Below are 21,768 nucleotides of genomic sequence, written 5' to 3' on the forward strand. Positions count from 1 at the left end.
GCTACGCCGACGTCTCCCGGGCGATCGCCGCGATGAACGCGTCGATGTCGTCCTCGCTGGTGTCGAAGCTGCACATCCAGCGCACCTCGTTCTTGGCGGCATCCCAGTCGTAGAACCGGAAGGACGCCCGCAGCCGGTCGGCCACCCCGCCCGGCAGGGTCGCGAAGACGCCGTTCGCCTGCGTGGGCTGGGTGAACTCAACTCCGGTGATCGACCCGTCGGCGATGCCCGCTTCGACACCCGCGCGCAGGCGGGCGGCCATCGCGTTGGAGTGCGACGCGTTGCGCAGCCACAGATCGCCCTCGAGCAGCGCGATCAGCTGGGCGGAGACGAACCGCATCTTGCTGGAGAGCTGCATGTTGAGCTTGCGCAGGAAGGTGAGCCCCGCCGATGCCTCGGGATCGAGCACGACGATCGCCTCGCCGAGCATCGCGCCGTTCTTCGTGCCGCCGAAGCTGAGCACGTCCACGCCGATGTCGCGGGTGAATGCGCGGAAGGGAACACCGAGGGATGCCGCGGCATTGGCGATCCGCGCGCCGTCGAGGTGCAGCTTCATCCCGAGCGCATGCGTGTGCTCGGCGATGGCACGCAGCTCGTCGACCGAGTAGAGCGTGCCGAGCTCCGTCGACTGGGTGATCGAGACCACGAGCGGCTGGGCGCGGTGCTCGTCGCCCCAGCCCCACGCCTCCCGGTCGATGAGCTCGGGCGTCAGCTTGCCGTCGTCGGTGGGGACGGTGAGCAGCTTGATGCCCGCGACCCGCTCGGGTGCGCCGCCCTCGTCGACGTTGATGTGGGCGCTGGATGCCGCGATCACGGCACCCCAGCGGGGGAGCATCGACTGCAGCCCGACGACGTTCGCGCCCGTGCCGTTGAAGACCGGGAACGCCTCGACCCCGTCGCCGAAGTGCGAGGCGAAGACCTCCTGCAGGCGGGCGGTGTACTCGTCCTCTCCGTACGCGACCTGGTGGCCGTCGTTCGCGGCGGCGACCGCAGCGAGCACCTCGGGGTGGATGCCGGAGTAGTTGTCGGAGGCGAAGCCGCGGATGTTCGGGTCGTGGAGCGTGGTCACCCCTCCATCCTCCCATCGCTGCCCGGCGGGGACGTCCGCGTGCACGTGCCTCCGCGGTCGTGCGGGCCTGGCTAGAGTCGGCTCATGTCCGACGCCGCCCACACCGCCGCCGACGTCGCTGTCGCCCTGCGCAGCATCCTTCCCGCAGATCGGGTGCTGAGCGCCGAGTCCGATCGGGATGCGTACGCGCACGACGACGCCGAGTGGGCCGAGTACCACCGCCCGCTGGCCGTCGTCCTGGCAAGGACCACCGCAGAGGTGGCGGCCGTCGTGAGGTATGCGGGCGAGGCGGGGCTCGCCGTGGTCCCGCGCGGCGCGGGCAGCGGCCTGTCCGGCGGGGCGAACGCGCTGCAGAACGCGATCGTCCTCTCGCTCGAGCGCATGACGCGCGTCGTCGAGGTGAACGTCGCCGAACGCTACGTCGTGGCCGAGGCGGGCGTGATCAACGACGACCTCCGTCAGGCGGTCGCCGCTCATGGCCTCTGGTACCCGCCCGACCCGGCGAGCTACCGGATCTCCACCATCGGCGGCAACGCCGCCACGAATGCGGGCGGCATCTGCTGCGTGAAGTACGGCGTGACCCGCGACTACGTGCTCGGCATGACCGTGGTCCTCGCCGACGGCGAGGTCGTGCGACTGGGCCGCCGCACCGCCAAGGGTGCGACCGGGTACGACCTCACGGCGCTGATGGTCGGCTCCGAGGGCACGCTCGGAATCATCACCGAGGTGACCCTGGCGTTGCGGCAGCTCGGTGGGCGGGAGGAGCGGGCGGTCGTGGGCTCGTTCGCCTCGCTCGAGGCGGCCGGGGTCGCCGTCGCGGCGATCAGCGCCGCCGGCGTCGTGCCCTCGGCGCTCGAGCTGATCGACGAGATGTGCGTCCGGGCGGTCGACGAGTGGCAGCATCTGGGACTGCCCGTCGGCGCGGCCGCCCTCCTGCTGTGCACGGTCGATGAGGCCGGGCTCACCGGCGCCGAGGCCGCCGCATCCATCGCCGATCTCATGCGCGAGGCCGGGGCGCTCGCCGTGGACGAGGCCGGGGAGCCGGCCGACATCGACCGGCTGTTCCTCGCACGGCGGCTGGCCTACCCTGCGCTGGAACGGCTCGGACCCGTGCTGACCGAGGACATCTGCGTGCCCCGGGCGGCGGTTCCCGAGATGCTGGGCCGCATCCGCGACACCGCGGCGGCGCACGACGTGGTGATCGCCACGATCGCGCACGCGGGCGACGGGAACCTGCATCCGCTCATCATCGCGCCGGAGGGGGATGCCGCCGCGAAGGAACGCGCCAAGCGGGCATTCGACCGCATCGTCGATGACTGCCGCGCACTGGGCGGCACGGTGACCGGTGAGCACGGGGTGGGATTGCTGAAGCTGCCGGGCGCACGCGCGGAACTGGGGGAGCGCGTGCTCGCGATGCACCGTGACATCAAGGCGGCGCTCGACCCGCGGGGGACGCTCAACCCCGGCAAGGCCTTCTAGCGCGCAAGCCATTTCGAGAGGATCCCGTCGAACGCCTTCGGCTGCTCGATGTTGGTCGCGTGACCGGCATTCTCGATGACGGCCGACTCGCCCTGAGGGGCAAGGGATGCCGCAGCCGCGGCGTGCTCGCACGGCCAGAACTCGCTCTCGCGGCCCGCCACGAACAGCACCGGGATCCGCGCCGCGGCGATGTTTGCCCGCCAGTCGCGTTGCGCGTGATCGTTCAGCAGCTCGAGCTCGGCCGCGGTGAACCCGGCCTTCGCGGCCTTGAGGTCGAGGGCCTTCAGCAGCCGCGCCAGCCGCACGGGGCCCTTCGAGACCGGTGAGTGCCGCTTCGGATCCGGGATGCCGGTCGCGAAGTACGTCTCGGCGTTCCCCGCGTCGTAGCCGTAGAACCCGTACGCCCAGTCCTCCGAGTTGAGCATCTTGGGAGTCTGATCGACGATGACCACATCCCGGATGCCGGCATCCCTGCCCGCGTCGAGCATCGCCCAAATCGCGTTGCCGCCCATGGACTGGCCGACGACCGTCGCCTCCCCCAGACCGAGCGCCTCGATCGCGTCCGCGACGTCGGCGCCGTGGCGCTGCATCGTGTGCGCGCCGTCCGGGCCGACCGCCGTGGCGCCGTGACCGCGCCGGTCGAGCGCGATCACGCGGTGGCCTGCGCGGTGCAAGGCGCCGAGCTGGGGCCGCCAGGTGGTCGCCGCCGCCTTGAAGCCGGCGACGAGCAGCACCGGGCGTCCGTTGGGGTCACCGGACTCGAGATAGTTCAGCAGCACCCCATCGGAGGCCGCGACGTGCGGCATCCGACCTACATCCGCGCGTAGCGAGCGCGTGCGAAGCAGTAGAGACCGTAGAGCACCAGGCCGATGCCGACGATCCACAGGATGACCGCTCCGAACGGCAGTGCGGCCAGAGCGTGCAGCGCGGCATCCAGCCCGCCGGCCGTCTCGGGGTCGTGGGTGAACGCTGCGACGACGAACAGCACGCCGGCCACCCCCACAGCGATTCCCTTGGCGATGTAGCCGACGACGCCGAAGGCGACGATGCCCTTGCCGGCGCCCTTCTTCGCCGTCCGCTCGGCGCCCGTGTCGCCTGCTCCCGAGGGCAGATCGAGGTACTTGAGGAACGCCTTCGTGATGCCGCGGATGATGAACGCCACGCCGACGCCGGCGACGATGAGACCGACCAGCGCGAGCAGGAACACGCCGGCCGGCGTCGCGAGCAGCTGTGCGCTGAAGGACTGGGTCGACTCCGACGAGTCGGACTGCCCGCCCATCGCGTAAACGACCGCGGTGATGGCGATCGCGATGTAGGCGGCGGCGGTGCCGAGATACTTGATCCGGTAGCCCCACTTCTTCTTCGTATCGGGGTTGCGCTCCAGGAACGCTTCGGCGATCTGCCAGATCGCGAGAGCAGCGAGTCCGATCGCGATCGCCCACAGCAGGAACAGGCCCGCGGGAGACTTCTGGATCTCCTCCATCGCGCCGCCCTGGTCGGCCTCCCCGCCGCCGCCGCGCGCGACCGAGATGGCGATGAGGCCGATGACGATGTGGACGATGCCGAGCACCACGTAGCCGATGCGCGCGATGACGCGGAAGGCTGTGGAATCTTGGGCCGCTCGGGCGGCGGCCTTGGGGGTTGTCATAGCCGAATCGTAGCCATCACCGAGGGTCAGCGGTGGGTCTTGACGAGAGGTCCACGATTGTGCCGTTCACGGATGCCGCATCCTCCGCCCAGAGGCCGGCGAACTGCTCGGCCACGGTGTCTTCCAGCCCTTCGAGGCTCTTGACCCGGAACACCACCGCCGCAGCGCTGAGCGGGGTGTTGGCATCCCTCGCGCTCTTGGCGAAGCCCTGCGCGATCGCCCGGGTCCACGCCTCACTCGCCGCCTTGACGGCGGCGTAGTTCGCGCCCCCCGCCAGAGGCCTCTCGACCGCAGTGGAGGACACGATCGCCTCACGCGCGGCCGGCGATGCCCGCAGATCGTCGTCGAACGCGCGGCTCACGATCCGCAGGGAGGTGAGCGAGACCTCGAGCGCGCGGTAGTCCTCCTCGCTCTGCCCCGCGAGGCCGCCTCCGCCGCGCCACCCGCCGACCAGATGCAGGACGCCGTCCACCGGGCCCACCGCCGCGTGAACCCGTTCGGCGAGGGCCTGCACGTCCGTCTCGTCGGTGAGGTCGCAGACCTCGGTGGAGGCGCGGGCGACCTCGGCGGCCAGCGCGGCGAGCTTTTCGGGGTCGTGACCGACGGCGACCACCCGCGCTCCGGCCTCAGCCAACACGCGCGCCGCCGCCCGTCCACTCGCACTCGTCGCGCCCGCGATGACCACGACCCGGTCCTTCAGGCTCATCGCGTCGCCGTTCACGGCTACGCCGCCGTCCCGGTGATGCCCTCGGTCGAGGAGATCACGGCGCGCATCTTCTTCTCCAGCGCCTCGAAGAACATCGAGAGGGGGAACTCGTCGTCCAGCACCTCGTCGGTGTAGCCCTTCGGCGCCCCGCCCAGCACGTCATCGGGCAGTCCGCGCGCCCACAGCGACGCGGGGTGCGGGGTGAGCGTCGAGCGCACGAGCTCGTAGGCGGCGAGCCAGTGCGCCATCTTCGGCCGGTCGATCGAGCGCCAGTAGAGCTCGTCGATCGCGTCGCTGAGCGCCACCACCGCGTCAGGCACCTCTTCCCAGTCGAACGCGAGCGAGGTGTCGGTCCAATGCAGCACGCCGCGCTGGTGCAGCCACGCGAACAGCAGCTGGCCTCCGACGGCGTCGTAGTTGCGCACGCGGGTGCCGGTGATCGCGAAGCGGAAGATGCGGTCGAAGATCACGGCGTACTGCACCAGACGCGCCTGCTCGAGCATCTCGGCCTCGACGGGGGTCAGCGTGGCGCCCGAGTCGCGTCGCTCGCTCAGCCGCTTCTGGATCGCGACGCACTCGCGGAACGCGGTGAGGTCGCAGCGCAGCTCCTCCAGCGAGTACAGGAAGAACGGCATCCGCTGCTTGATCATGAAGGGGTCGAACGGCAGGTCGCCGCGCATGTGGGTGCGGTCGTGGATGATGTCCCACATCACGAACGTCTTCTCGGTCAGCGACTGGTCATCGAGCATCCGCGCCGCCTCGTCGGGCAGATCGAGTTTGGTGATCTCGGATGCCGCCCGCACGACGCGCCGGTAGCGCGCCGCCTCGCGGTCCTGGAAGATCGCACCCCACGTGAAGGTGGGAACCTCGCGCATGGCGACGGTCTCGGGAAAGAGCACGGCGGAGTTCGTGTCGTACCCGGGTGTGAAATCGATCAGGCGCAGTGAGACGAAGAGGCGGTTGACGTACTCGGTCTCCAGCTGGGCGATGAACTCGGGCCAGATGACCTCGACCAGCAGCGCCTCGACGTGCCGATCGCGCGAGCCGTTCTGCGTGTACATCGGGAACACGACGAGGTGACGGATGCCGTCCACCCGGTGCTGCTGAGGCTGGAACGCCACGAGCGAGTCGTAGAAGTCGGGTACGCCGAAGTCCTCGTCTGCCCAGCGCGAGAAGTCCGCGATCGAGGCGCGCAGGTAGTCGTCGTCGTGCGGGAACCGCGGTCGCAGCTGCTCGATGGACTCGATGATCGTCGAGACCTGGAGGCGGGCAGCGCCGTGGTGCGCGGCATCCGGAATCGATCCGTCCTGCACCTGGAGGGCCTGCAGCGCGATGGCGGCGTCCTTGAGAGCGAGCCACGCGGAGGTGTCCTCCACGCGGTTGTCGAGTCGGGCCGAAGCGTCCTCCACGCGGTTGTCGAGTAGCCCCGAAGGGTCCTCCACGACCTCGGGTTCGCCGACGACGGCCTGGAGCGCACCGGGCTGGCGCAGCTGGCTGAGGGACATGGGAAACCTCCGATCACGACGGTAGGACGGAAATTCTCCGGCGAATGCGGGAGTTGACCGATATTCTTCCATGTCATGGATGATTCTGTCGACGCCGCGATCCTGGCCGAGGTCTCGCGCGACCCGCGCGCCACTCTCGCGCAGCTCTCCGAGCGGGTCGGCCTCGGCGTCTCGGCCGTGCAGGCGCGGCTGCGCAGGCTCGAGAGCACCGGGGTCATCGCCGGCTACCGAGTGGTGCTGGACCCCGAGGCGGTGGGCAGGTCGCTCTCGGCGTTCATCGAGATCACGCCGCTGGACCCCTCGCAGCCCGACAACGCGCCGGAGCTGCTCGAGCACCTCACGGCGATCGAGGCGTGCCACTCGATCGCCGGCGATGCGGCGTACATCCTGTTCGTCAGGGTCGCCACACCGCGGGATCTGGAGGCGCTCATCAGGGACATCCGTCTTGCGGCATCCGTGAGCACGCGCACGACAGTGGTGCTGCAGACGTTCTACGAGAACCGGCCGATCGCCCTCTCGGAGCCGTGACGCTACCGAAACCTGCGCGCGCCACCCAGTGACGTGGCGCGCGCGCAGGTTTCGGTAGCGCGAAGGGCGCCGCGGACCGGAAGACAGCGACGGTATCGATCTCAATGCGCCGCCGGCCGCGCGACGGCGCCTCAGTCGTGCTGCGGGAAGCCCAGGTTCAGGCCGCCGTGCGACGGGTCGAGCCACCGAGAGGTCACGGCCTTCTCCTGCGTGAAGAAGTCGAACCCGTGCGGGCCGTAGGCCTTCGCGTCGCCGAAGAGCGAGGCCTTCCAGCCGCCGAACGAGTGGTAGGCCACCGGCACCGGGATCGGCACGTTGATGCCGATCATGCCGACGTGCACCTCGCGCTGGAACCGGCGCGCGGCGCCGCCGTCGTTCGTGAAGATCGCCGTGCCGTTGCCGTACTGGCTGCCGTTGATGATGCCCAGGCCCTCTTCGTACCCGTCCACGCGCACGACCGAGAGCACCGGGCCGAAGATCTCGTCCTGGTAGACACGCGAACCGACGGGAACGTTGTCGATCAGGGTCGGGCCGAGCCAGAACCCGTTCGGATCACCGTCGATCTCGATGCCGCGGCCATCGACCACGACCGAGGCCCCATCGGCCGAAGCGACGTCGATGTAGGAGGCGACCTTGTCGCGGTGCACCTCGGTGATCAGCGGGCCCATGTCGGTGCCGCGCGTTCCGTCGCCGGTGCGCAGCGTTCCCATGCGCTCCTTGACCTTCGCCACGAACTCGTCGGCGATGGTGTCGACGGCCAGAACGACGGAGATGGCCATGCAGCGCTCGCCGGCCGAACCGAAGCCGGCGTTCACCGCGGCGTCGGCGGCCAGGTCGAGGTCGGCGTCCGGAAGGATCAGCATGTGGTTCTTCGCCCCGCCGAGGGCCTGGACGCGCTTGCCGTGACCGGTCGCCGTCTCGTAGACATAGCGGGCGATCGGGGTCGAGCCGACGAACGAGATGCTGCGCACGTCGGGGTGCTCCAGCAGCGCGTCGACGGCCTCCTTGTCGCCGTGCACGACGTTCAGCACGCCATCCGGCAGGCCGGCCTCCTTGAGAAGCGACGCCATCCAGATCGCCGCAGTCGGGTCCTTCTCGGAGGGCTTGAGGATCACGGTGTTGCCCGCCGCGATCGCGATCGAGAAGAACCACAGCGGAACCATCGCCGGGAAGTTGAACGGGCTGATGATGCCGACGACACCGAGCGGCTGCTTGAGCGAGTAGACATCGACGCCGGTGGAGACGTTCTCCGAGTAGGCGCCCTTGGTCAGGTGACCGAGCCCGCAGGCGAATTCGACGACCTCCATGCCGCGGGCGATCTCGCCGAGCGCGTCGGAGATCACCTTGCCGTGCTCGGACGTGAGGATCTCGGCGAGTTCCTGCTTGCGCTCGTTGAGCAGCTCGCGGAAGGCGAACATCACGGCGGTGCGCTTGGAGATCGAGGCATCGCGCCACGACTCCCACGCCGCCGCAGCCGAGATGACGGCGGCATCGACGTCCGCGACGGATGCCAGCCGCACGTCCTTCTGCACGGTCCCCAGCGCCGGGTTGTACACGGGCGAGGTGCGGGTCGACTCACCCGACCATGCAGCGCCGTCGACCCAGTGGTCGAGGATCGTGGTGGCTGACGGCGCTGTCTGCTCGAGTGTGGTGGTGTCGGTCATGATCTTCCTTCTGCTTCGGCGTGCTTGTGGCACGTCCGTGGGCGCGTATCCGCCCAGCGTAAGTCGCTGGTGCGGCCGCCGGTAGGGGGCGGGAACGGCGAGGTCAGCCCGCGGCCTCCACCGCGGTCAGCGCCTCGTCGTAGATCGCCATCGCCTGGGCGACCTCGTCGTCGGTGACGACGCAGGGCGGCACGACGTGGATGCGGTTGTCGGCCGAGAAAGGAACGAGGCCGCGCGCGGACATCTCCTTCTTCAGCTGGCCGATCGTCGCGGCAGAGACGGGTTCGCGGGTGTCGCGGTCGGTGACCATCTCGACCGCCCAGAACACGCCCTCGCCGCGCACCTCGCCGATCATCGCGTGCTTCTCGGCGAGTTCCGCGAGCGCGGGACCGATCAGGTCGGCGCCGATCCGGCGGGCGTTCTCGATGATGCCCTCGTTCGTCATGGCATCGATGGAGGCGATGATGGATGCCGCGGCCAGCGGGTGCCCGCTGTAGGTGAGGCCGCCCGGGAACACACGATCATCGAAGGTCGCCGAGATGGCGTCGGAGATGATCACTCCGCCGACAGGCACGTAGCCGGAATTCACGCCCTTCGCGAAAGTGATGAGGTCGGGTACGACGTCGTAGCCCTGGAACGCGAACCAGCGCCCGGTGCGGCCGAAACCCGCCATGACCTCGTCGAGGATCAGCACGATCCCGTAGCGGTCGCACAGCGCACGCACACCCGCCAGGTAGCCGGGCGGCGGGATGAGGATGCCGGCAGTCCCCGGGATCGATTCCATCAGGATCGCCGCGATCGTGTTCGGACCCTCCGAGACGATGACGCGTTCGAGGTGGTGCAGCGCCCGTGCTGACTCCTCCTCGGGCGTGGTCGCCCAGAACTCGCTGCGGTACAGGTACGGACCGAAGAAGTGCACGTGTCCGCGGGCGTACTGATTCGGCATCCGGCGCCAGTCGCCGGTGGCGACGATCGCGCCTCCGGTGTTGCCGTGGTACGAGCGGTACGTCGAGAGCACCGTGTCTCTGCCCGTGTGCAGACGGGCCATGCGGATCGCGTTCTCGTTCGCATCGGCGCCGCCGTTGGTGAAGAACACCTTGGCGAACCCCTCAGGCGCCTTGTCGATGATTCGCTGCGCCGCCTGTCCGCGGGTCAGGTTCGCCGTCGCCGGACCGATGGTGGAGAGGATGCCCGCCTGCTCCTGGATGGCGGCGACGACGGCAGGATGCTGGTGGCCGATGTTCACGTTGACGAGCTGGCTCGAGAAGTCCAGCATCCGATTTCCCGCGTGGTCCCACACGGTGCTGCCGGATCCGCCGGCGATGACCGGCAGGTCGAGGTTCGCCTGCGCAAGCCAGGAGTGGAACACGTACTCGCGGTCCAGCCTCTTCGCCGTCGCGTCCAGATCGTCGGTCATCGTCGTCCTTTTCGTCGGGTCGGTTCACTCATCGAGCGGAGCGAGGCACAAGCCCCACTCCGCTCGATGACTGATCCAGGCTACTGTCCGCCCTCGGTGAGCACGACGTCGATCGGGGTGTACTCCCCGCCGACCTCGACGCCCTCGTCCTTGAGCTCGGCCAATGCCTGCTCGATGTACTCGTTCGAGTACGCCGAGTCGGCGGGCTCTGTGGTGATGAGCTCGAGGCCGTCCTGGTTCTTGGCCGACAGCGCGCCGGCGACGGTCTTGTCCCACGCGGCCTGATCGACGATGCCGAAGTCTCCACCGGCCCAGATGAGCTTGTTGACCTCATTCATCTGCCACTGCTGGTGGACCGGACCGACGGGGAATGCGGCCTCGGCGTTGATCGCGGCGTCGTAGGTGATCTGCGCGGCCTCTTCGGGGTTGTCCCGCGCGAAGACCCATCCCTTGGTGACGGCCTTCAGGAAACGCACGGCGGCGTCGGCATAGGCGGGGTCATCAAGTCGCAGGGTGTCGGCCCAGATGGCGTCCTGCAGCATGGCGCCGTCGGTGTCCTCGTAGCTGATCACGTCGAAGTCCTCGGGCTGGTACAGCTCGCCCGTGGCGGGGTTGACGACCTCGAGGATCTGGGCCCACTCGTTGTAGGTCATCGCCTGCGCGGCGTCCACATCGCGGTCCAGCAGCGCGTTCATGCTGAAGTCCTGCGTCGTGATCGACACCCCGCTCGCGTCGAGATCATCCGCTGCCATCGCGGCGAAGATCTCCCATTCGTTGCCGAAACCCCACGAGCCGATGCGCTTGCCCTCGAAGTCGGCGACCGACTCGATGCCGTCGCCCGCCCACGACACCTGGAGGGTGCCCGACTTCTGGTACACCTGCGCGATGTCGGTGAGCTCGACGCCGGTGGCCTCCAGGGTGCCGAGCACCTTCGGCACCCAGGCGATGGCGAAGTCGACGTCGCCGGCCACGAGTGCGTCCTGCGGGACGATGTCGCCGCCGGACGGGACGATCTCGACCGAGTCGAAGCCCTCGTCCTGGAAATACCCCTGATCCAGTGCCACGTAATAGCCGGCGAACTGCGCCTGCGGCAGCCACTGCAGTTGGAGCTTGATGTCGGTGATCGGCTCGAAGTCGCCGTCGGCGCCGGTGGTGGCCTCCGGTGCCGGGGCGGAGCACGCCGCGAGCGCGAGGGCGGTGACTGCTGCTGCCCCGGTGATGGCGAGGAATCGCCTGGTGCCGTGTCTCATGCTGTTCCTTTCGGGTTGTGATGATGCAGGTGGTGCGGCCGGTCAGACCGACGTGTGTCTGGTGACGATGCGCTCGAGCAGCGCGGTCACCAGGAAAAAGACGAGGCCGATCAGGATGCCGCCGACGACATACGCCCACGCCAGGGCAGCGCGGCCGGACTTCGCGTACGTCGCGATCGCCGTGCCGATGCCGTCTGCGGGACCCCCGAAGTACTCGGCGACCAGGGCGGCGATGACGGCCAGGGATGCCGCGATCCGCAGTCCCGTCATCAGATACGGCAGCGCGGTCGGCAGGGTGAGCAGCCGGAAGGTCTGCCCGCGGGTGGCAGCCGACGCGCGGAGCAGATCCCGGTGCACCGGCCGGGTCTGGCGGAAGCCGCGCAGCACATTGACGAAGACGGGGATGAACGCGGCGATGGTGGCCACGGCCTGCCGGCCGAACTGGCTGGACGCGCCGAACATCGTGTTCATGATCGGCGTGATGGCCACGATCGGGATGACGGCGAGCGCGGCCACGAGGGGGGCGAGCATACCGTCGATCGGCCGTGCGGCGGCGGCGAGCGAGGCCAGGAGAACGGCGAGGATCGATCCGACGAGCAGACCGATCAGGGCATTGGTGGCCGTGATGAGCATGGCGTTGGAGATGATGTCCCAGCGCAGCACGAACTCTGCCCCGATCGCGCTCGGGGCAGGCAGCATCCGGGGGGCCAGGCCCGTCGCCACGTAGACGGACCACAGCACGAGGATCAGCACGCCGACGACGATGGGTGCGACGAAGCGCAGCCAGGACGGGAGGGTACGCGGAACGGGGCTGTGAGCCTGTCGAAGTGTCGTCACCGGCGAGGCGGTCATCGCTCGTTCGCCCTCTCGATGGGAGCACCGTGCAGTGCTTCGCGGACCGCCGTGACCCGCGCGAAGTATTCCGGCGACTCACGCAGGGCCTCTCCGCGCTCGGCGCCGAGCTCGGTCGTGATGACGTCCGTGATGCGGCCGGGTCGCGGGCTCATCACGACGACGCGGTCGGAGAGGAAGACGGCCTCGGGAATCGAGTGCGTGACGAAGACGACGGCGGCTTCGGTCTCGAGCGCGATCCGGGCGAGCTCCAGTTGCAGGTGTTCGCGGGTCATCTCATCGAGGGCGCCGAACGGCTCGTCCATCAGCAGGAGGCGCGGCTGCGTCGCCAGCGCCCGTGCGATCGCGACGCGCTGCTGCATCCCGCCCGACAGCTGGTCTGGGTAGCGGTCCGTGAATTCGGACAGGCCGACGAGCTCGGCCAGTTCCGCCACGCGGGTCGCCCGGGCCGCGCGAGCGGTTCCCTGCAGTTCGAGCGGAAGCGCGATGTTCGCCGCCACGGTGCGCCAGGGCAGGAGCCCCGCCTGCTGGAAGGCGATGCCGTAGTCCTGGTCGATGCGTGCCTGGCGGGCGGGCTTGCCGAAGATGCGCAGGTCTCCGCTCGAGGCCTGATCGAGGTCGGCGATCAGACGCAGCAGTGTCGACTTGCCGCATCCGGAGGGACCGATGAGCGACACGAACTCGCCGGCGCGGACCTCGAGTTCGACCTCGGTCAGCGCGACGACGTCGCCGCCCTTCGTCGGGAAGACCTTGCCCACGCCGCGCGCGTGCACGGCGAGACCCGTGGGGGTCCCTGATCTCGTCGCTGTGCCGGAGCCTGCCGAAGGGTCGGTCATGCTGTCGCTTCTCCTCTGCGGTACTTCCTGAGCCCGAGGGCGATGACGGCGACAGAACCGGCCGCGATCAGTCCGAGGGCGATCGAGCCGAAGGTCGGCCCCCACGGGGCTGCCGGGTCACTCGATGCCTGGCCGGCGAGTTGGATCAGCATGCGGCCGATGCCGCCGCGCATGCCGATCGAGACTTCGGCCACGACGGCGCCCAGCACCGCGTTGGCGGCGGCCAGGCGAAGAGCAGGCAGCAGATACGGCACCGCGGCCGGCAGTCGCAGCCGAACGATGGTCGGCCAGTAGCCCGCGGCGTAGGTCTGCATGAGGTCGATGTGGATCCGGTCGGGCGCGTTGAGCCCGCGCAGCACGCCGATCGCCACCGGGAAGAACGCCAGGTACGAGGCGATGATCGCCACCGACAGCCACTGCGGCCACGGCGCTCCGCCACGGGAGATCTGGCTGCCGATCGCGTTGACGACCGGCGCGAAGGCGATCAGGGGCACGATCTGGCTGACCACGATCCACGGCAGCAGGCCCCACTCGACCAGACGCCAGCGCTGCATGATCAGACCGAAGAACGCGCCGACGACCACGCCGATGATCCAGCCGACGGCCGCGATACCCAGGGTGATCAGCGCCGCGGACGCGACCGAGACCCACAGCGGCGGCGTGCTGCCGCCGCTGGTGGATTCGAAGAGCCGAGCCACCATGTCCCAGATGTGCGGCATCGCCCGGTCGTGGGTGCGCGGCAGGATCATGACGCCCGAGCCGGTCTGACCGGCGACACCGCCGATGACCACGCCCTCCGCCGGGCCGACGAACTTGTAGAGCTCCCAGAGCAGCATGATCGCGATGATGCCGAGGGCGCCCCACATTACCGCGCCCCACCGCTGCGGCTGCTCGCCCGTGCGCCGGAATCGTGCCAGGCGACCGGTGTCCGGGCTCGTCATCGTTTGGCGGTCACGTGCTCGGTGAGGGCGGGGATCACGGTCTCGCCGTAGACGCGCAGCGTCTCCTCCTTGTTGTCGTGCTGGAGGTAGCCCGCGAACTGCGTCACCCCGATCGCGTGGAGGGCCTTGAGTTTGGCGATGTGCTCGTCGGCGGTGCCCAGGATGCAGAAGCGATCGATGATCTCGTCCGGCACGAAGTCCACGTGATCGTTGTCGGACTTGCCGTGGGAGTTGTAGTCGTACCCGGTGCGGCCGGAGATGTAGTCGGTGAGCGCCTCCGGCACATCGCCGTGGTGTCCGTACTTCGCGACGATGTCCGCGACGTGATTGCCGACCATCCCGCCGAACCAGCGGCACTGGTCGCGCATGTGCTCCCGGTCCTCGCCGATGTACATCGGTGCGGCCACGCAGAAGGCGATCGAGTCAGGGTCGCGCCCGACATTCGCCGCGGCCTCGCGCACCGTCTTGATCATCCATTCGGCGATGTCGAGGTCCGCCAGCTGCAGGATGAACCCGTCGCCGACCTCGCCGGTGAGCTTCAGAGCCAGCGGGCCGTAGGCGGCCACCCACACCTCGAGCTCGGATCCGCGACTCCAGGGGAACTGGATCGTCGCACCGTTGTACTCGACCGGCCGCGAGTTGCCGAGCTCGCGGATCACGTGGATCGATTCGCGGAGCTCCCGCATCGTGACCGGCTTGCCGTTGGTGACCCGGACGGCCGAATCTCCCCGGCCGATCCCGCAGATCGTGCGGTTGCCGTACATCTCGTTGAGCGTGGCGAAGACGGATGCCGTCACCGTCCAGTCCCGGGTCGCGGGGTTCGTCACGAAGGGGCCGACGGTGACGCGCTTGGTCTCGGCGAGGATCGCCGAGTGGATGACGTACGGCTCCTGCCACAGCAGGTGCGAGTCGAAGGTCCACACGTGGCTGAACCCGTGCGCCTCGGCCAGCTTCGCGAGCTGAACGGTGCGCGCGGCGGGAGGGTTGGTCTGGAGGACGACGCCGAAATCCATCAGTTGCTCTTCTTCCGGTCGTTGAGCGTGCGAAGCGAGACGAAGCGCATCACGTCAGGTACTGGCTCAGGCCGCGCTTGAGGTAGCGGCCGTCGCCCTTCGCGCCGAGGTATTCGTTGCCGTCCACGATGACCTTGCCGCGCGAGAGCACGGTGTCGACGTGACCGTCGATCTCGAATCCCTCCCAGGCGGAGTGGTCCATGTTCATGTGGTGCGATTTTCCCAGGCCGATGGACGTGTGGCCGTCCGGGTCGTACACCACGATGTCGGCATCCGCCCCGGGCTGGATCACGCCCTTGCGGCCGTACAGTCCGAACATTCGCGCCGGAGTGGTCGAGGTCAGCTCCACCCAGCGCTCGAGGGTGATCCTGCCGGTGACCACGCCCTGGTACATGAGGTCCATGCGGTGCTCGATCGACCCGATGCCGTTCGGGATCGCGCGGAAGTCGCCCCGCCCGAGCTCCTTCTGGTCCTTCATGCAGAACGGGCAGTGATCGGTCGAGACCATCTGCAGGTCGTTCGTGCGCAGCGCCTGCCACATGTGATCCTGGTGGCCCTCCGCGCGCGAGCGCAGGGGAGTCGAGCACACCCACTTCGCGCCCTCGAATCGGCCCCACTCCTCGCTCGAGGCTCCGAGCTGCTCCTCGAGGGACAGGTACAGGTACTGCGGGCACGTCTCGCCGAACACGTTCTGGCCCTTGTCGCGGGCCGCCGCGAGCTGCTCGACCGCCTGCTTCGCGCTCACGTGCACGACGTAGAGGGGGGCGCCGGTGAGGTTGGCGATCATGATCGCGCGATGGGTCGCCTCCTCCTCCATCTGCCACGCACGGGCGATGCCGTGGAAGTAGGGGTCGGTCTTGCCCTCCTCGATCAGCTGCGCGGCCAGCACGTCGATCACCGGACCGTTCTCGGCGTGCATCATCGTCATGAGCCCGGTCTCGCGGGAGACCTGCATGGCCTTGAGCACCTGCGCATCGTCGGAGTAGAAGACGCCGGGGTAGGCCATGAACAGCTTGAAGCTCGTGATGCCCTCGTCGATCAGCCCCGGCATCGCGGCCAGGGCATCGGCATCCACCCCTCCGATGATCTGGTGGAAGCCGTAGTCGATCGCGCAGTTGCCCGCCGCCTTGGCGTGCCACGCGGCCAGGCCGTCCTGGATGCGCTCCCCGTAGCGCTGCACCGCGAAGTCGATGATGCTCGTCGTGCCGCCCCACGCCGCGGCGCGGGTGCCGGTCTCGAACGTGTCGATGGCCGCGGTTCCGCCGAAGGGCAGCTCCATGTGCGTGTGCGCATCGATGCCGCCGGGGATCACGTACTTGCCGGTCGCGTCGATCACGCGGTCGACGGATGCCGCGACATCCGTGCCGAGAAGCTGCGAGCCCGGCTGCAGAACGGCGACGATCGTCTCGCCGTCGATGAGGACGTCGGCCTGGGAGCGGCCGGTCGCCGAGACGACGGTGCCGTTCTTGATGAGTGTGGTTGCCATGATCTCGATACGCTCCTTCGTCGCTACTCGATCACCGGTGTCACGGCTTCGCGATCATCGTGTACGAGTCGGGCCGGCGGTCCCGGTAGAACTGCCAGTCGTCGCGCATCTCCTGCACCATGTTCAGCTCGAGGTCGCGGATGAGCACTTCCTCCTCGGTTCCCGAACCGCGCTCGCCGATGAAGTTGCCGCGCGGATCGATCACCTGGCTGGTGCCGTAGAAATCGACCGCCAGCTCGCCGTACTCGTTGTCCTCGCGCCCGACGCGGTTGGGCTGCAGCACGAAGTACCCGTTCGCGACCGCGGCGGCGGGCCCCTCGACCTCCCACAGCCGGTTGGACAGGCCCGGCTTGGTCGCGTTGGGGTTGAAGACCATGTGCGCGCCGTTGAGGCCGAGCTCCCGCCAGCCCTCGGGGAAGTGCCGGTCGTAGCAGATGTAGACGCCGATCTTGCCGACCGCCGTGTCGAAGACGGGGTAGCCGAGGTTGCCGGGACGGAAGTAGAACTTCTCCCAGAAGCGGTCGAGATGCGGCAGGTGGTGCTTGCGGTATTTGCCGAGCACCGTGCCGTCGGCATCCACCACCACCGCGGTGTTGTAGTAGACCCCGGTGATGTCCTCCTCGTAGATCGGCAGGATCATGACCAGGTTCAGTTCGGCCGCCAGAGCAGCGAAGCGCTGCACGATCGGGCCGTCGGCCGGCTCGGCGTAGCGGTAGTACTTCTTGTCCTCGGTGATGCCGAAGTACGGCCCGTAGAACAGCTCCTGGAAGCAGATCACCTGCGCTCCCTGGGCGGCGGCATCCCGCGCGAACTGCTCGTGCTTGTCGAGCATCGACTCCTTGTCGCCCGTCCAGGTCGTCTGGGTGATTGCCGCGCGTACCGTCGTCATGCCGGTCTCCGTCCGTCTCTGCTGATCCACTTCGTGCTGCCATCGACGGGGACCGGTTTCGGGTGCCGGTGGGGATCATCCCCGCTGTTCGATCTTGGTCCCTCGACGTTTCCCATCGATTTCAGCCTGTGTCCGGACAGTAAAGCCTGAGGCCGATCCGCGGCAAGAGGCGCGACGGATACACCTGCAGACGGATGCCGTGACATCGGGTCTCACGTAGCGTGAATCCGTGTTCCGCTCGATGACGCCCGCCCAGCTGATCGTCGACGTCGCCGTGGCCGGCGTCTTCGCCGTCGTGGCGCTGTGGTCGGAAGTGGCCGGATACGGCAGCGGACCGGTGAGTCTGCCCGCCAGCGTGCTGCCCTGTCTGCTGCTGGCGGTCGCCCTCGCCCTGCGGCGGGTCTCGCCGGGCCTGGCGCTGGCGGTGGCCTGGATCGCCGCCGTGCTGCAGATGATGCTCGGGCGCCCGCCGGCCGTCGCCGACATCGCGATCTTCGCGGTGCTCTATGCGACCGCCGCCTACGGCTCGCGCGCGGTGTTCTGGCTCGGCTTCGCCTCGACGATCGTCGGCGCCGTGGTCATCACCGCGTACCTGTTCGTCGTGCCGGGTTTCGCGGGCGGTGCGCTGAGCCTGTCGACGCTTCCGGTCGCCTTCGCCGTGCTCATCGCGGCCGGCTTCGCCCTCATGCTGTCATGGACGATCGGTGCGCTGGTGCGCACCGCGCTGCGCGCCCGCGAGAACCGCGCCGCTCAGGTGCGCGCCGAAGCCGAGGCGGCCACGGAGCAGGAGCGGGTGCGCATCGCGCGCGACATGCACGACGTCGTCGCACACTCCCTCGCGGTCGTGATCGCGCAGGCCGACGGTGCACGCTATGCGGCCTCCGCCGATCCGGCCGCCGCGACGCAGGCGCTCGGCACGATCTCGAGCACCGCCCGTGCCGCGCTCGCCGACGTCCGGCTGCTTCTCACCCAGCTGCGGCATGCCGAGTCAGCGGGTCCGCAGCCGACCCTCGCCGACCTCGAGGAGCTGTACGCGCAGGTGCGTTCGGCCGGCGTCGAGCTGCAGGTCGACGTCGATCCCGCGCCGCTCGCCGAGCCCTCCGCGGCGGTGCAGCTCGCGCTGTACCGGATCCTGCAGGAGGCCCTCACGAATGCGCTGCGCCACGGCGACGGCCGACCGGTGACCGTGCGGCTCGCCTGGCGGTCCACGGTGGCCCGAGGCGCGGCCGGGGTGGAGCTCGAGGTGCGCAACGGCCTGAAGGCCGGCGATCGCCCGCGGCCGTCGGGGCACGGTCTGATCGGCATGGGAGAGCGGGCGAGCCTGGTCGGCGGGATCCTCAGCGCCTCCGATCGCGACGGAGATTTCGTCGTGACCGCCGTGCTCCCGGCGGGCGGTTCGGAGTGAGCACGATCCGCGTCGTGCTGGTGGACGATCAGGCTCTCTTCCGCGCCGGTATCCGCATGCTGATCGACTCTCAGCCGGACCTCGAGGTCGTCGGCGAGGCGCCCGACGGGCGCGAGGCGCTCACCGTCGTGCGGGCGACGCGACCCGATGTCGTGCTGATGGACATCCGGATGCCGGTCATGGACGGCCTGGCGGCGACGGCCGAACTGCTGCGCGACCCCGACCCGCCACGCGTGGTCATGCTCACGACGTTCGATCTCGATGAGGCCGCAGCCCGCGCGATCCGCCAGGGTGCGAGCGGGTTCCTGCTCAAGGATGCCGACCCCGAGTTCCTGCTCGCGGCGATCCGCACCGTCCATTCCGGCTCGGCCGTGATCGCGGCATCCGCGACACGCGACCTCTTCGCGCACTTCGCCGATCCCGCTCCCCGCGCGCTACCGCCCGCGTACAGCCGGCTGACCGAGCGCGAGCGGGAGATCTTCGCCCTCGCCGCGCGCGGGCTCTCCAACGCGGAGATCGCCGGCCGCGAGTTCCTCTCGGAGGCGACCGTCAAGACGCACATCAGCCGGATCCTGAGCAAGCTGGGGCTGCGCGACCGGGTGCAGCTCGTCGTCTTCGCCTTCGAGCACGGCCTCGCGTGAGCGTCGGGTCTCTCAGCGGCCTTCGAGTGCGGCGCGGTGCTTGGCGTACTTCGGCTTGCCGATCCAGCGCCACATGAGCCGTGCCGGAGGCGGCATGTGCTTGTGCAGCCACTCGTCGCCGCCGTCGGGCTGGGAGGCCAGGATCGCGCCGAGCTGGTTCCAGGTCTGACCCTTCGGGGTCGAGCGCCGTCCGTGCTCGGAGAACCAGTCCATCTCCTTGTCGGTCATGGTCCTCTCCATGACCGGAACGATGTTGGCCTCTTCGTCGGGCAGGTGCACCTCCAGAGCCGCATTCACCCCGTCGAGGGCGGCGAGCACCGGAACGGCATCCAGCGCCGACGCGCTGGCCCGCCACGCCGGGAGCGCGCGATCGAGCTCGCGCAGATGCACGAGCATGACCGCGTGCTGCTCCTTCATCCGCTCCACGTGGTCGGTGCAGGAGGGTGCGCGGTCCTCGAGCGCTCCCCAGAGACGCTCGTCCTCCCCGTCGTGGTGGGCGTGCAGGCTCGCCGACGTGGTCTCCAGCTGAGTTGCGACCACGGCGGCATGCGCGGTGTCGCCCGATGCGACAGTGCGCACCAGCGCGGGCGCCTCGCCGAAGCCGCGGCGGAACATCCGGTGGATCTCGATCATGCCGCTGGCATCGCAGGTCTTGACGGTGCCGGCCGGGGGCTCGCCTTCGGCGGGCAGGGGAGTGGCGGCCATGACGTGCTCCTTCGGCGCTCGGGCGATCGGGCAGGGCGCTTCGACGGTAGCCACTCGAGCGCCCCACGGCAATGGCCCCTTGCGCAGCGGAGGGGTGGCTACTCTCGGCATATGCCCTCACCCGCCTCACGGCATCCCCTCGCCCTCCTGCGGCGTCGGCGGACGATGCCCGCGTGGGTGCGCCGGCTCGACCGCGCAGCAGGGCGCCGCATCAACGCCTCCCGCTCATGGCACGTGCACGATCGCACCTACAGCCGGCTCAGCCGTGCGGCCGATCGCGGCCTGCTCTGGTACGGCGTGGCCGCAGGGCTCATGGCGCTGGGCAAACCCCGCGCGGCCGTGCGCGGGGCAGCTTCCGTGGTCGTCGCCGGTCTCGTCTCCGACGTGATCGTCAAGAGCTTCTTCCAGGGCGGCCGGCCCGGGTTCGCGGAGGTTCCGGTCGTGCGGCGTCTGCGCGCGTACCCGACGAATTCCTCCTTTCCGTCCGGACACTCCGCGAGCGCCGCGGCGTTCGCCACCGGTGTCGCGCTCGAGTCGCCACAGGCCGGTGCGATCGTGGCCCCGTTCGCGGCAGCGGTGGCCTATTCACGGCTGCACGTCGGCGCGCACTGGCTCTCCGACGTCGTCGGCGGCGTGGCGATCGGCGCAGGCGTGGCGCTGCTCGGCCGGCTCCTGGTCCCCGCGCGCGAGCGGCCTGCCGCCGCCGAGCCGGAGGTCGAGCAGGTCGTCGAGCTGATCGAGCTGCCGGCGATCGAGGACGGCGCCGGTGTGCTGATCGTGATGAACCAGGGCGCCGGCACCGCGGTGATCCGCTTCGACCCGCGTCCGACGATCGCCGAGCGTCTGCCGCTGGCCTCCGTGCGCGAGCTCGAGCCGGGCGAGGCGATGGACGACGTGGTGCGCGCGATCATGAGCGGCCCCGACCGGCCCCACGTGCTGGGCGTCTACGGCGGCGACGGTTCCGTGTCGCGCATGGCCCACCTGGCGATGGAGTTCGACGTGCCGTTCCTGGCGCTCCCCGGCGGGACGTTCAACCACTTCTCGCGGACGGCCGGGATCGCCAGCGTCGACCTGGCCATCGACGCGCTGCAGGCCGGCGCGGGCATCGCGGCCAGCGTCGCCGAGGTCACCGCCGGCGAGCGCACCACCACCGTGCTGAACTCGGCCTCGATCGGGATCTATCCGGAATTCGTGGCCGAGCGCACGAAGCGCAAAGCCCGGCTGGGCAAGTGGATCGGCGGAGTGGCCGCGACCTGGCGGGGGCTTCGCGACGCCGAGCCGATCGACGTCGTGATCCGCGGCAGGCGGGCGCGGGTGTGGTCGGTCTTCGCGGGGGTCGGACGCAACATCCCCGGCCAGGTCGCCACATTCCAGCGACAGACCCTGTCCGACGACGTCCTGGACGTGCGGGTGCTGCACGCCCGCGGCTCACGTCTCCAGGCGGTGGCGGCGATGTCGTTCGGCGCGGCGACGCGCGCCGCGCTGCGCGCGCTGCAGCTGCTGCCCCCGGCATCCGACATCGAGCACATCACCGCGACCGACATCACGATCACGGTGCGGCCGGGGCCGGGCGAGGCGACGTTCTACGCACACGACGGCGAGCTGCAGCGCCGCCCCGCAGTCGACGAGGACGGACGGTACACCCTGAGCTGCCGCATCCTTCCGCGCGCCCTGCGGGTCTACGCGCCGGCGCCGTCGAGCGAGCAGCAGGTGCTGGAGTCCGCTCCGCGCTGA

At 69.5% G+C, this 21,768-nt stretch carries 20 protein-coding genes; 5 read left to right on the top strand and 15 right to left on the bottom strand.

All coding sequences use genetic code 11. The annotated features are described in order from the left end of the window. Position 1 precedes the first annotated feature (1 nt). The gene (locus RWQ91_RS10165) at positions 2 to 1,069 is read right to left on the bottom strand and encodes a low specificity L-threonine aldolase (RefSeq protein ID WP_314505641.1); all 1,068 of its coding nucleotides are present in this window, start codon (positions 1,067 to 1,069) and stop codon (positions 2 to 4) included. A gap of 84 nt (positions 1,070 to 1,153) precedes the next feature. On the opposite strand from RWQ91_RS10165, the gene RWQ91_RS10170 reads away from it, so the two are divergent. Then, positions 1,154 to 2,548, top strand: a complete 1,395-nt coding sequence (locus tag RWQ91_RS10170) for an FAD-linked oxidase C-terminal domain-containing protein (protein ID WP_314505642.1) — start codon at positions 1,154 to 1,156, stop codon at positions 2,546 to 2,548. On the opposite strand, the gene RWQ91_RS10175 is transcribed toward RWQ91_RS10170, so the two are convergent. Genes RWQ91_RS10175 through RWQ91_RS10190 form a run of 4 tightly spaced genes read right to left on the bottom strand, consistent with a single transcriptional unit; the run spans position 2,545 to position 6,407 of the window. Further along, the gene (locus RWQ91_RS10175) at positions 2,545 to 3,354 is read right to left on the bottom strand and encodes an alpha/beta hydrolase (RefSeq protein ID WP_314505644.1); all 810 of its coding nucleotides are present in this window, start codon (positions 3,352 to 3,354) and stop codon (positions 2,545 to 2,547) included. The genes RWQ91_RS10170 and RWQ91_RS10175 overlap by 4 nt on opposite strands. Positions 3,355 to 3,359: 5 nt before the next feature. Continuing rightward, positions 3,360 to 4,196 carry a DUF1206 domain-containing protein gene (locus RWQ91_RS10180; RefSeq protein ID WP_314505646.1) on the bottom strand — a complete coding sequence of 279 codons (837 nt, stop codon included), beginning with the start codon at positions 4,194 to 4,196 and terminating at the stop codon, positions 3,360 to 3,362. Between the two features lie 16 nt (positions 4,197 to 4,212). Continuing rightward, positions 4,213 to 4,902 carry an SDR family oxidoreductase gene (locus RWQ91_RS10185; protein ID WP_314505648.1) on the bottom strand — a complete coding sequence of 230 codons (690 nt, stop codon included), beginning with the start codon at positions 4,900 to 4,902 and terminating at the stop codon, positions 4,213 to 4,215. A 17-nt stretch (positions 4,903 to 4,919) separates the two neighbouring features. Continuing rightward, positions 4,920 to 6,407, bottom strand: coding sequence for a DUF6421 family protein (locus tag RWQ91_RS10190; protein ID WP_314505650.1), 1,488 nt, complete (start codon positions 6,405 to 6,407; stop codon positions 4,920 to 4,922). Positions 6,408 to 6,482: 75 nt separating this feature from the next. Between RWQ91_RS10190 and RWQ91_RS10195 the strand changes: the two genes are divergently transcribed. Continuing rightward, positions 6,483 to 6,935 carry an Lrp/AsnC family transcriptional regulator gene (locus RWQ91_RS10195; protein WP_314505652.1) on the top strand — a complete coding sequence of 151 codons (453 nt, stop codon included), beginning with the start codon at positions 6,483 to 6,485 and terminating at the stop codon, positions 6,933 to 6,935. A gap of 131 nt (positions 6,936 to 7,066) precedes the next feature. Here the strand turns inward: RWQ91_RS10195 and RWQ91_RS10200 are convergent, their stop codons facing one another. The 9 genes from RWQ91_RS10200 to RWQ91_RS10240 all read right to left on the bottom strand — a co-directional run bounded on the left by RWQ91_RS10200 (position 7,067) and on the right by RWQ91_RS10240 (position 17,283). Beyond that, positions 7,067 to 8,599 carry a CoA-acylating methylmalonate-semialdehyde dehydrogenase gene (locus tag RWQ91_RS10200; protein WP_314505654.1) on the bottom strand — a complete coding sequence of 511 codons (1,533 nt, stop codon included), beginning with the start codon at positions 8,597 to 8,599 and terminating at the stop codon, positions 7,067 to 7,069. Between the two features lie 103 nt (positions 8,600 to 8,702). After that, positions 8,703 to 10,016, bottom strand: coding sequence for an aspartate aminotransferase family protein (locus RWQ91_RS10205; RefSeq protein ID WP_314505656.1), 1,314 nt, complete (start codon positions 10,014 to 10,016; stop codon positions 8,703 to 8,705). A gap of 80 nt (positions 10,017 to 10,096) precedes the next feature. Next, positions 10,097 to 11,266 carry an ABC transporter substrate-binding protein gene (locus RWQ91_RS10210; protein ID WP_314505657.1) on the bottom strand — a complete coding sequence of 390 codons (1,170 nt, stop codon included), beginning with the start codon at positions 11,264 to 11,266 and terminating at the stop codon, positions 10,097 to 10,099. 42 nt (positions 11,267 to 11,308) lie between these two features. Then, positions 11,309 to 12,118, bottom strand: a complete 810-nt coding sequence (locus RWQ91_RS10215; protein WP_314505659.1) for an ABC transporter permease subunit — start codon at positions 12,116 to 12,118, stop codon at positions 11,309 to 11,311. Continuing rightward, positions 12,115 to 12,954 (bottom strand): ABC transporter ATP-binding protein, encoded by an 840-nt coding sequence (locus RWQ91_RS10220; RefSeq protein WP_314505662.1) that lies wholly within the window; start codon positions 12,952 to 12,954, stop codon positions 12,115 to 12,117. Before RWQ91_RS10220 ends, RWQ91_RS10215 begins: the two co-directional genes overlap by 4 nt. After that, positions 12,951 to 13,895 carry an ABC transporter permease subunit gene (locus tag RWQ91_RS10225; RefSeq protein WP_314505665.1) on the bottom strand — a complete coding sequence of 315 codons (945 nt, stop codon included), beginning with the start codon at positions 13,893 to 13,895 and terminating at the stop codon, positions 12,951 to 12,953. The genes RWQ91_RS10220 and RWQ91_RS10225 overlap by 4 nt, the downstream gene beginning before the upstream one ends. Then, a complete protein-coding gene (locus RWQ91_RS10230; protein WP_314505666.1) occupies positions 13,892 to 14,908 on the bottom strand; it encodes a TIGR03842 family LLM class F420-dependent oxidoreductase in 1,017 nt (338 codons plus the stop codon). The genes RWQ91_RS10225 and RWQ91_RS10230 overlap by 4 nt, the downstream gene beginning before the upstream one ends. Positions 14,909 to 14,957: 49 nt before the next feature. Continuing rightward, positions 14,958 to 16,394, bottom strand: a complete 1,437-nt coding sequence (gene hydA, locus RWQ91_RS10235) for a dihydropyrimidinase (RefSeq protein WP_314505670.1) — start codon at positions 16,392 to 16,394, stop codon at positions 14,958 to 14,960. A gap of 40 nt (positions 16,395 to 16,434) precedes the next feature. Beyond that, a complete protein-coding gene (locus tag RWQ91_RS10240; protein WP_314505672.1) occupies positions 16,435 to 17,283 on the bottom strand; it encodes a nitrilase-related carbon-nitrogen hydrolase in 849 nt (282 codons plus the stop codon). Between the two features lie 229 nt (positions 17,284 to 17,512). Here RWQ91_RS10240 and RWQ91_RS10245 point away from each other — a divergent pair, with 229 nt between their 5' ends. Both RWQ91_RS10245 and RWQ91_RS10250 read left to right on the top strand, forming a co-directional pair. Further along, complete coding sequence (locus RWQ91_RS10245; RefSeq protein WP_314505678.1) at positions 17,513 to 18,688, top strand: histidine kinase; 1,176 nt, start codon at positions 17,513 to 17,515, stop codon at positions 18,686 to 18,688. After that, on the top strand, positions 18,685 to 19,329 hold the full coding sequence (locus RWQ91_RS10250) for a response regulator transcription factor (RefSeq protein ID WP_314505681.1): 645 nt from the start codon (positions 18,685 to 18,687) through the stop codon (positions 19,327 to 19,329). The genes RWQ91_RS10245 and RWQ91_RS10250 overlap by 4 nt, the downstream gene beginning before the upstream one ends. Positions 19,330 to 19,341: 12 nt before the next feature. Here RWQ91_RS10250 and RWQ91_RS10255 read toward each other — a convergent pair whose 3' ends face one another. Then, the gene (locus tag RWQ91_RS10255) at positions 19,342 to 20,034 is read right to left on the bottom strand and encodes a hemerythrin domain-containing protein (protein ID WP_314505684.1); all 693 of its coding nucleotides are present in this window, start codon (positions 20,032 to 20,034) and stop codon (positions 19,342 to 19,344) included. A gap of 111 nt (positions 20,035 to 20,145) precedes the next feature. On the opposite strand from RWQ91_RS10255, the gene RWQ91_RS10260 reads away from it, so the two are divergent. Next, positions 20,146 to 21,768: a phosphatase PAP2 family protein gene (locus RWQ91_RS10260; protein WP_314505687.1), complete on the top strand. Its 1,623-nt coding sequence runs from the start codon at positions 20,146 to 20,148 to the stop codon at positions 21,766 to 21,768.

The organism is uncultured Microbacterium sp., from assembly GCF_963524805.1.
Taxonomy (GTDB): domain Bacteria; phylum Actinomycetota; class Actinomycetes; order Actinomycetales; family Microbacteriaceae; genus Microbacterium.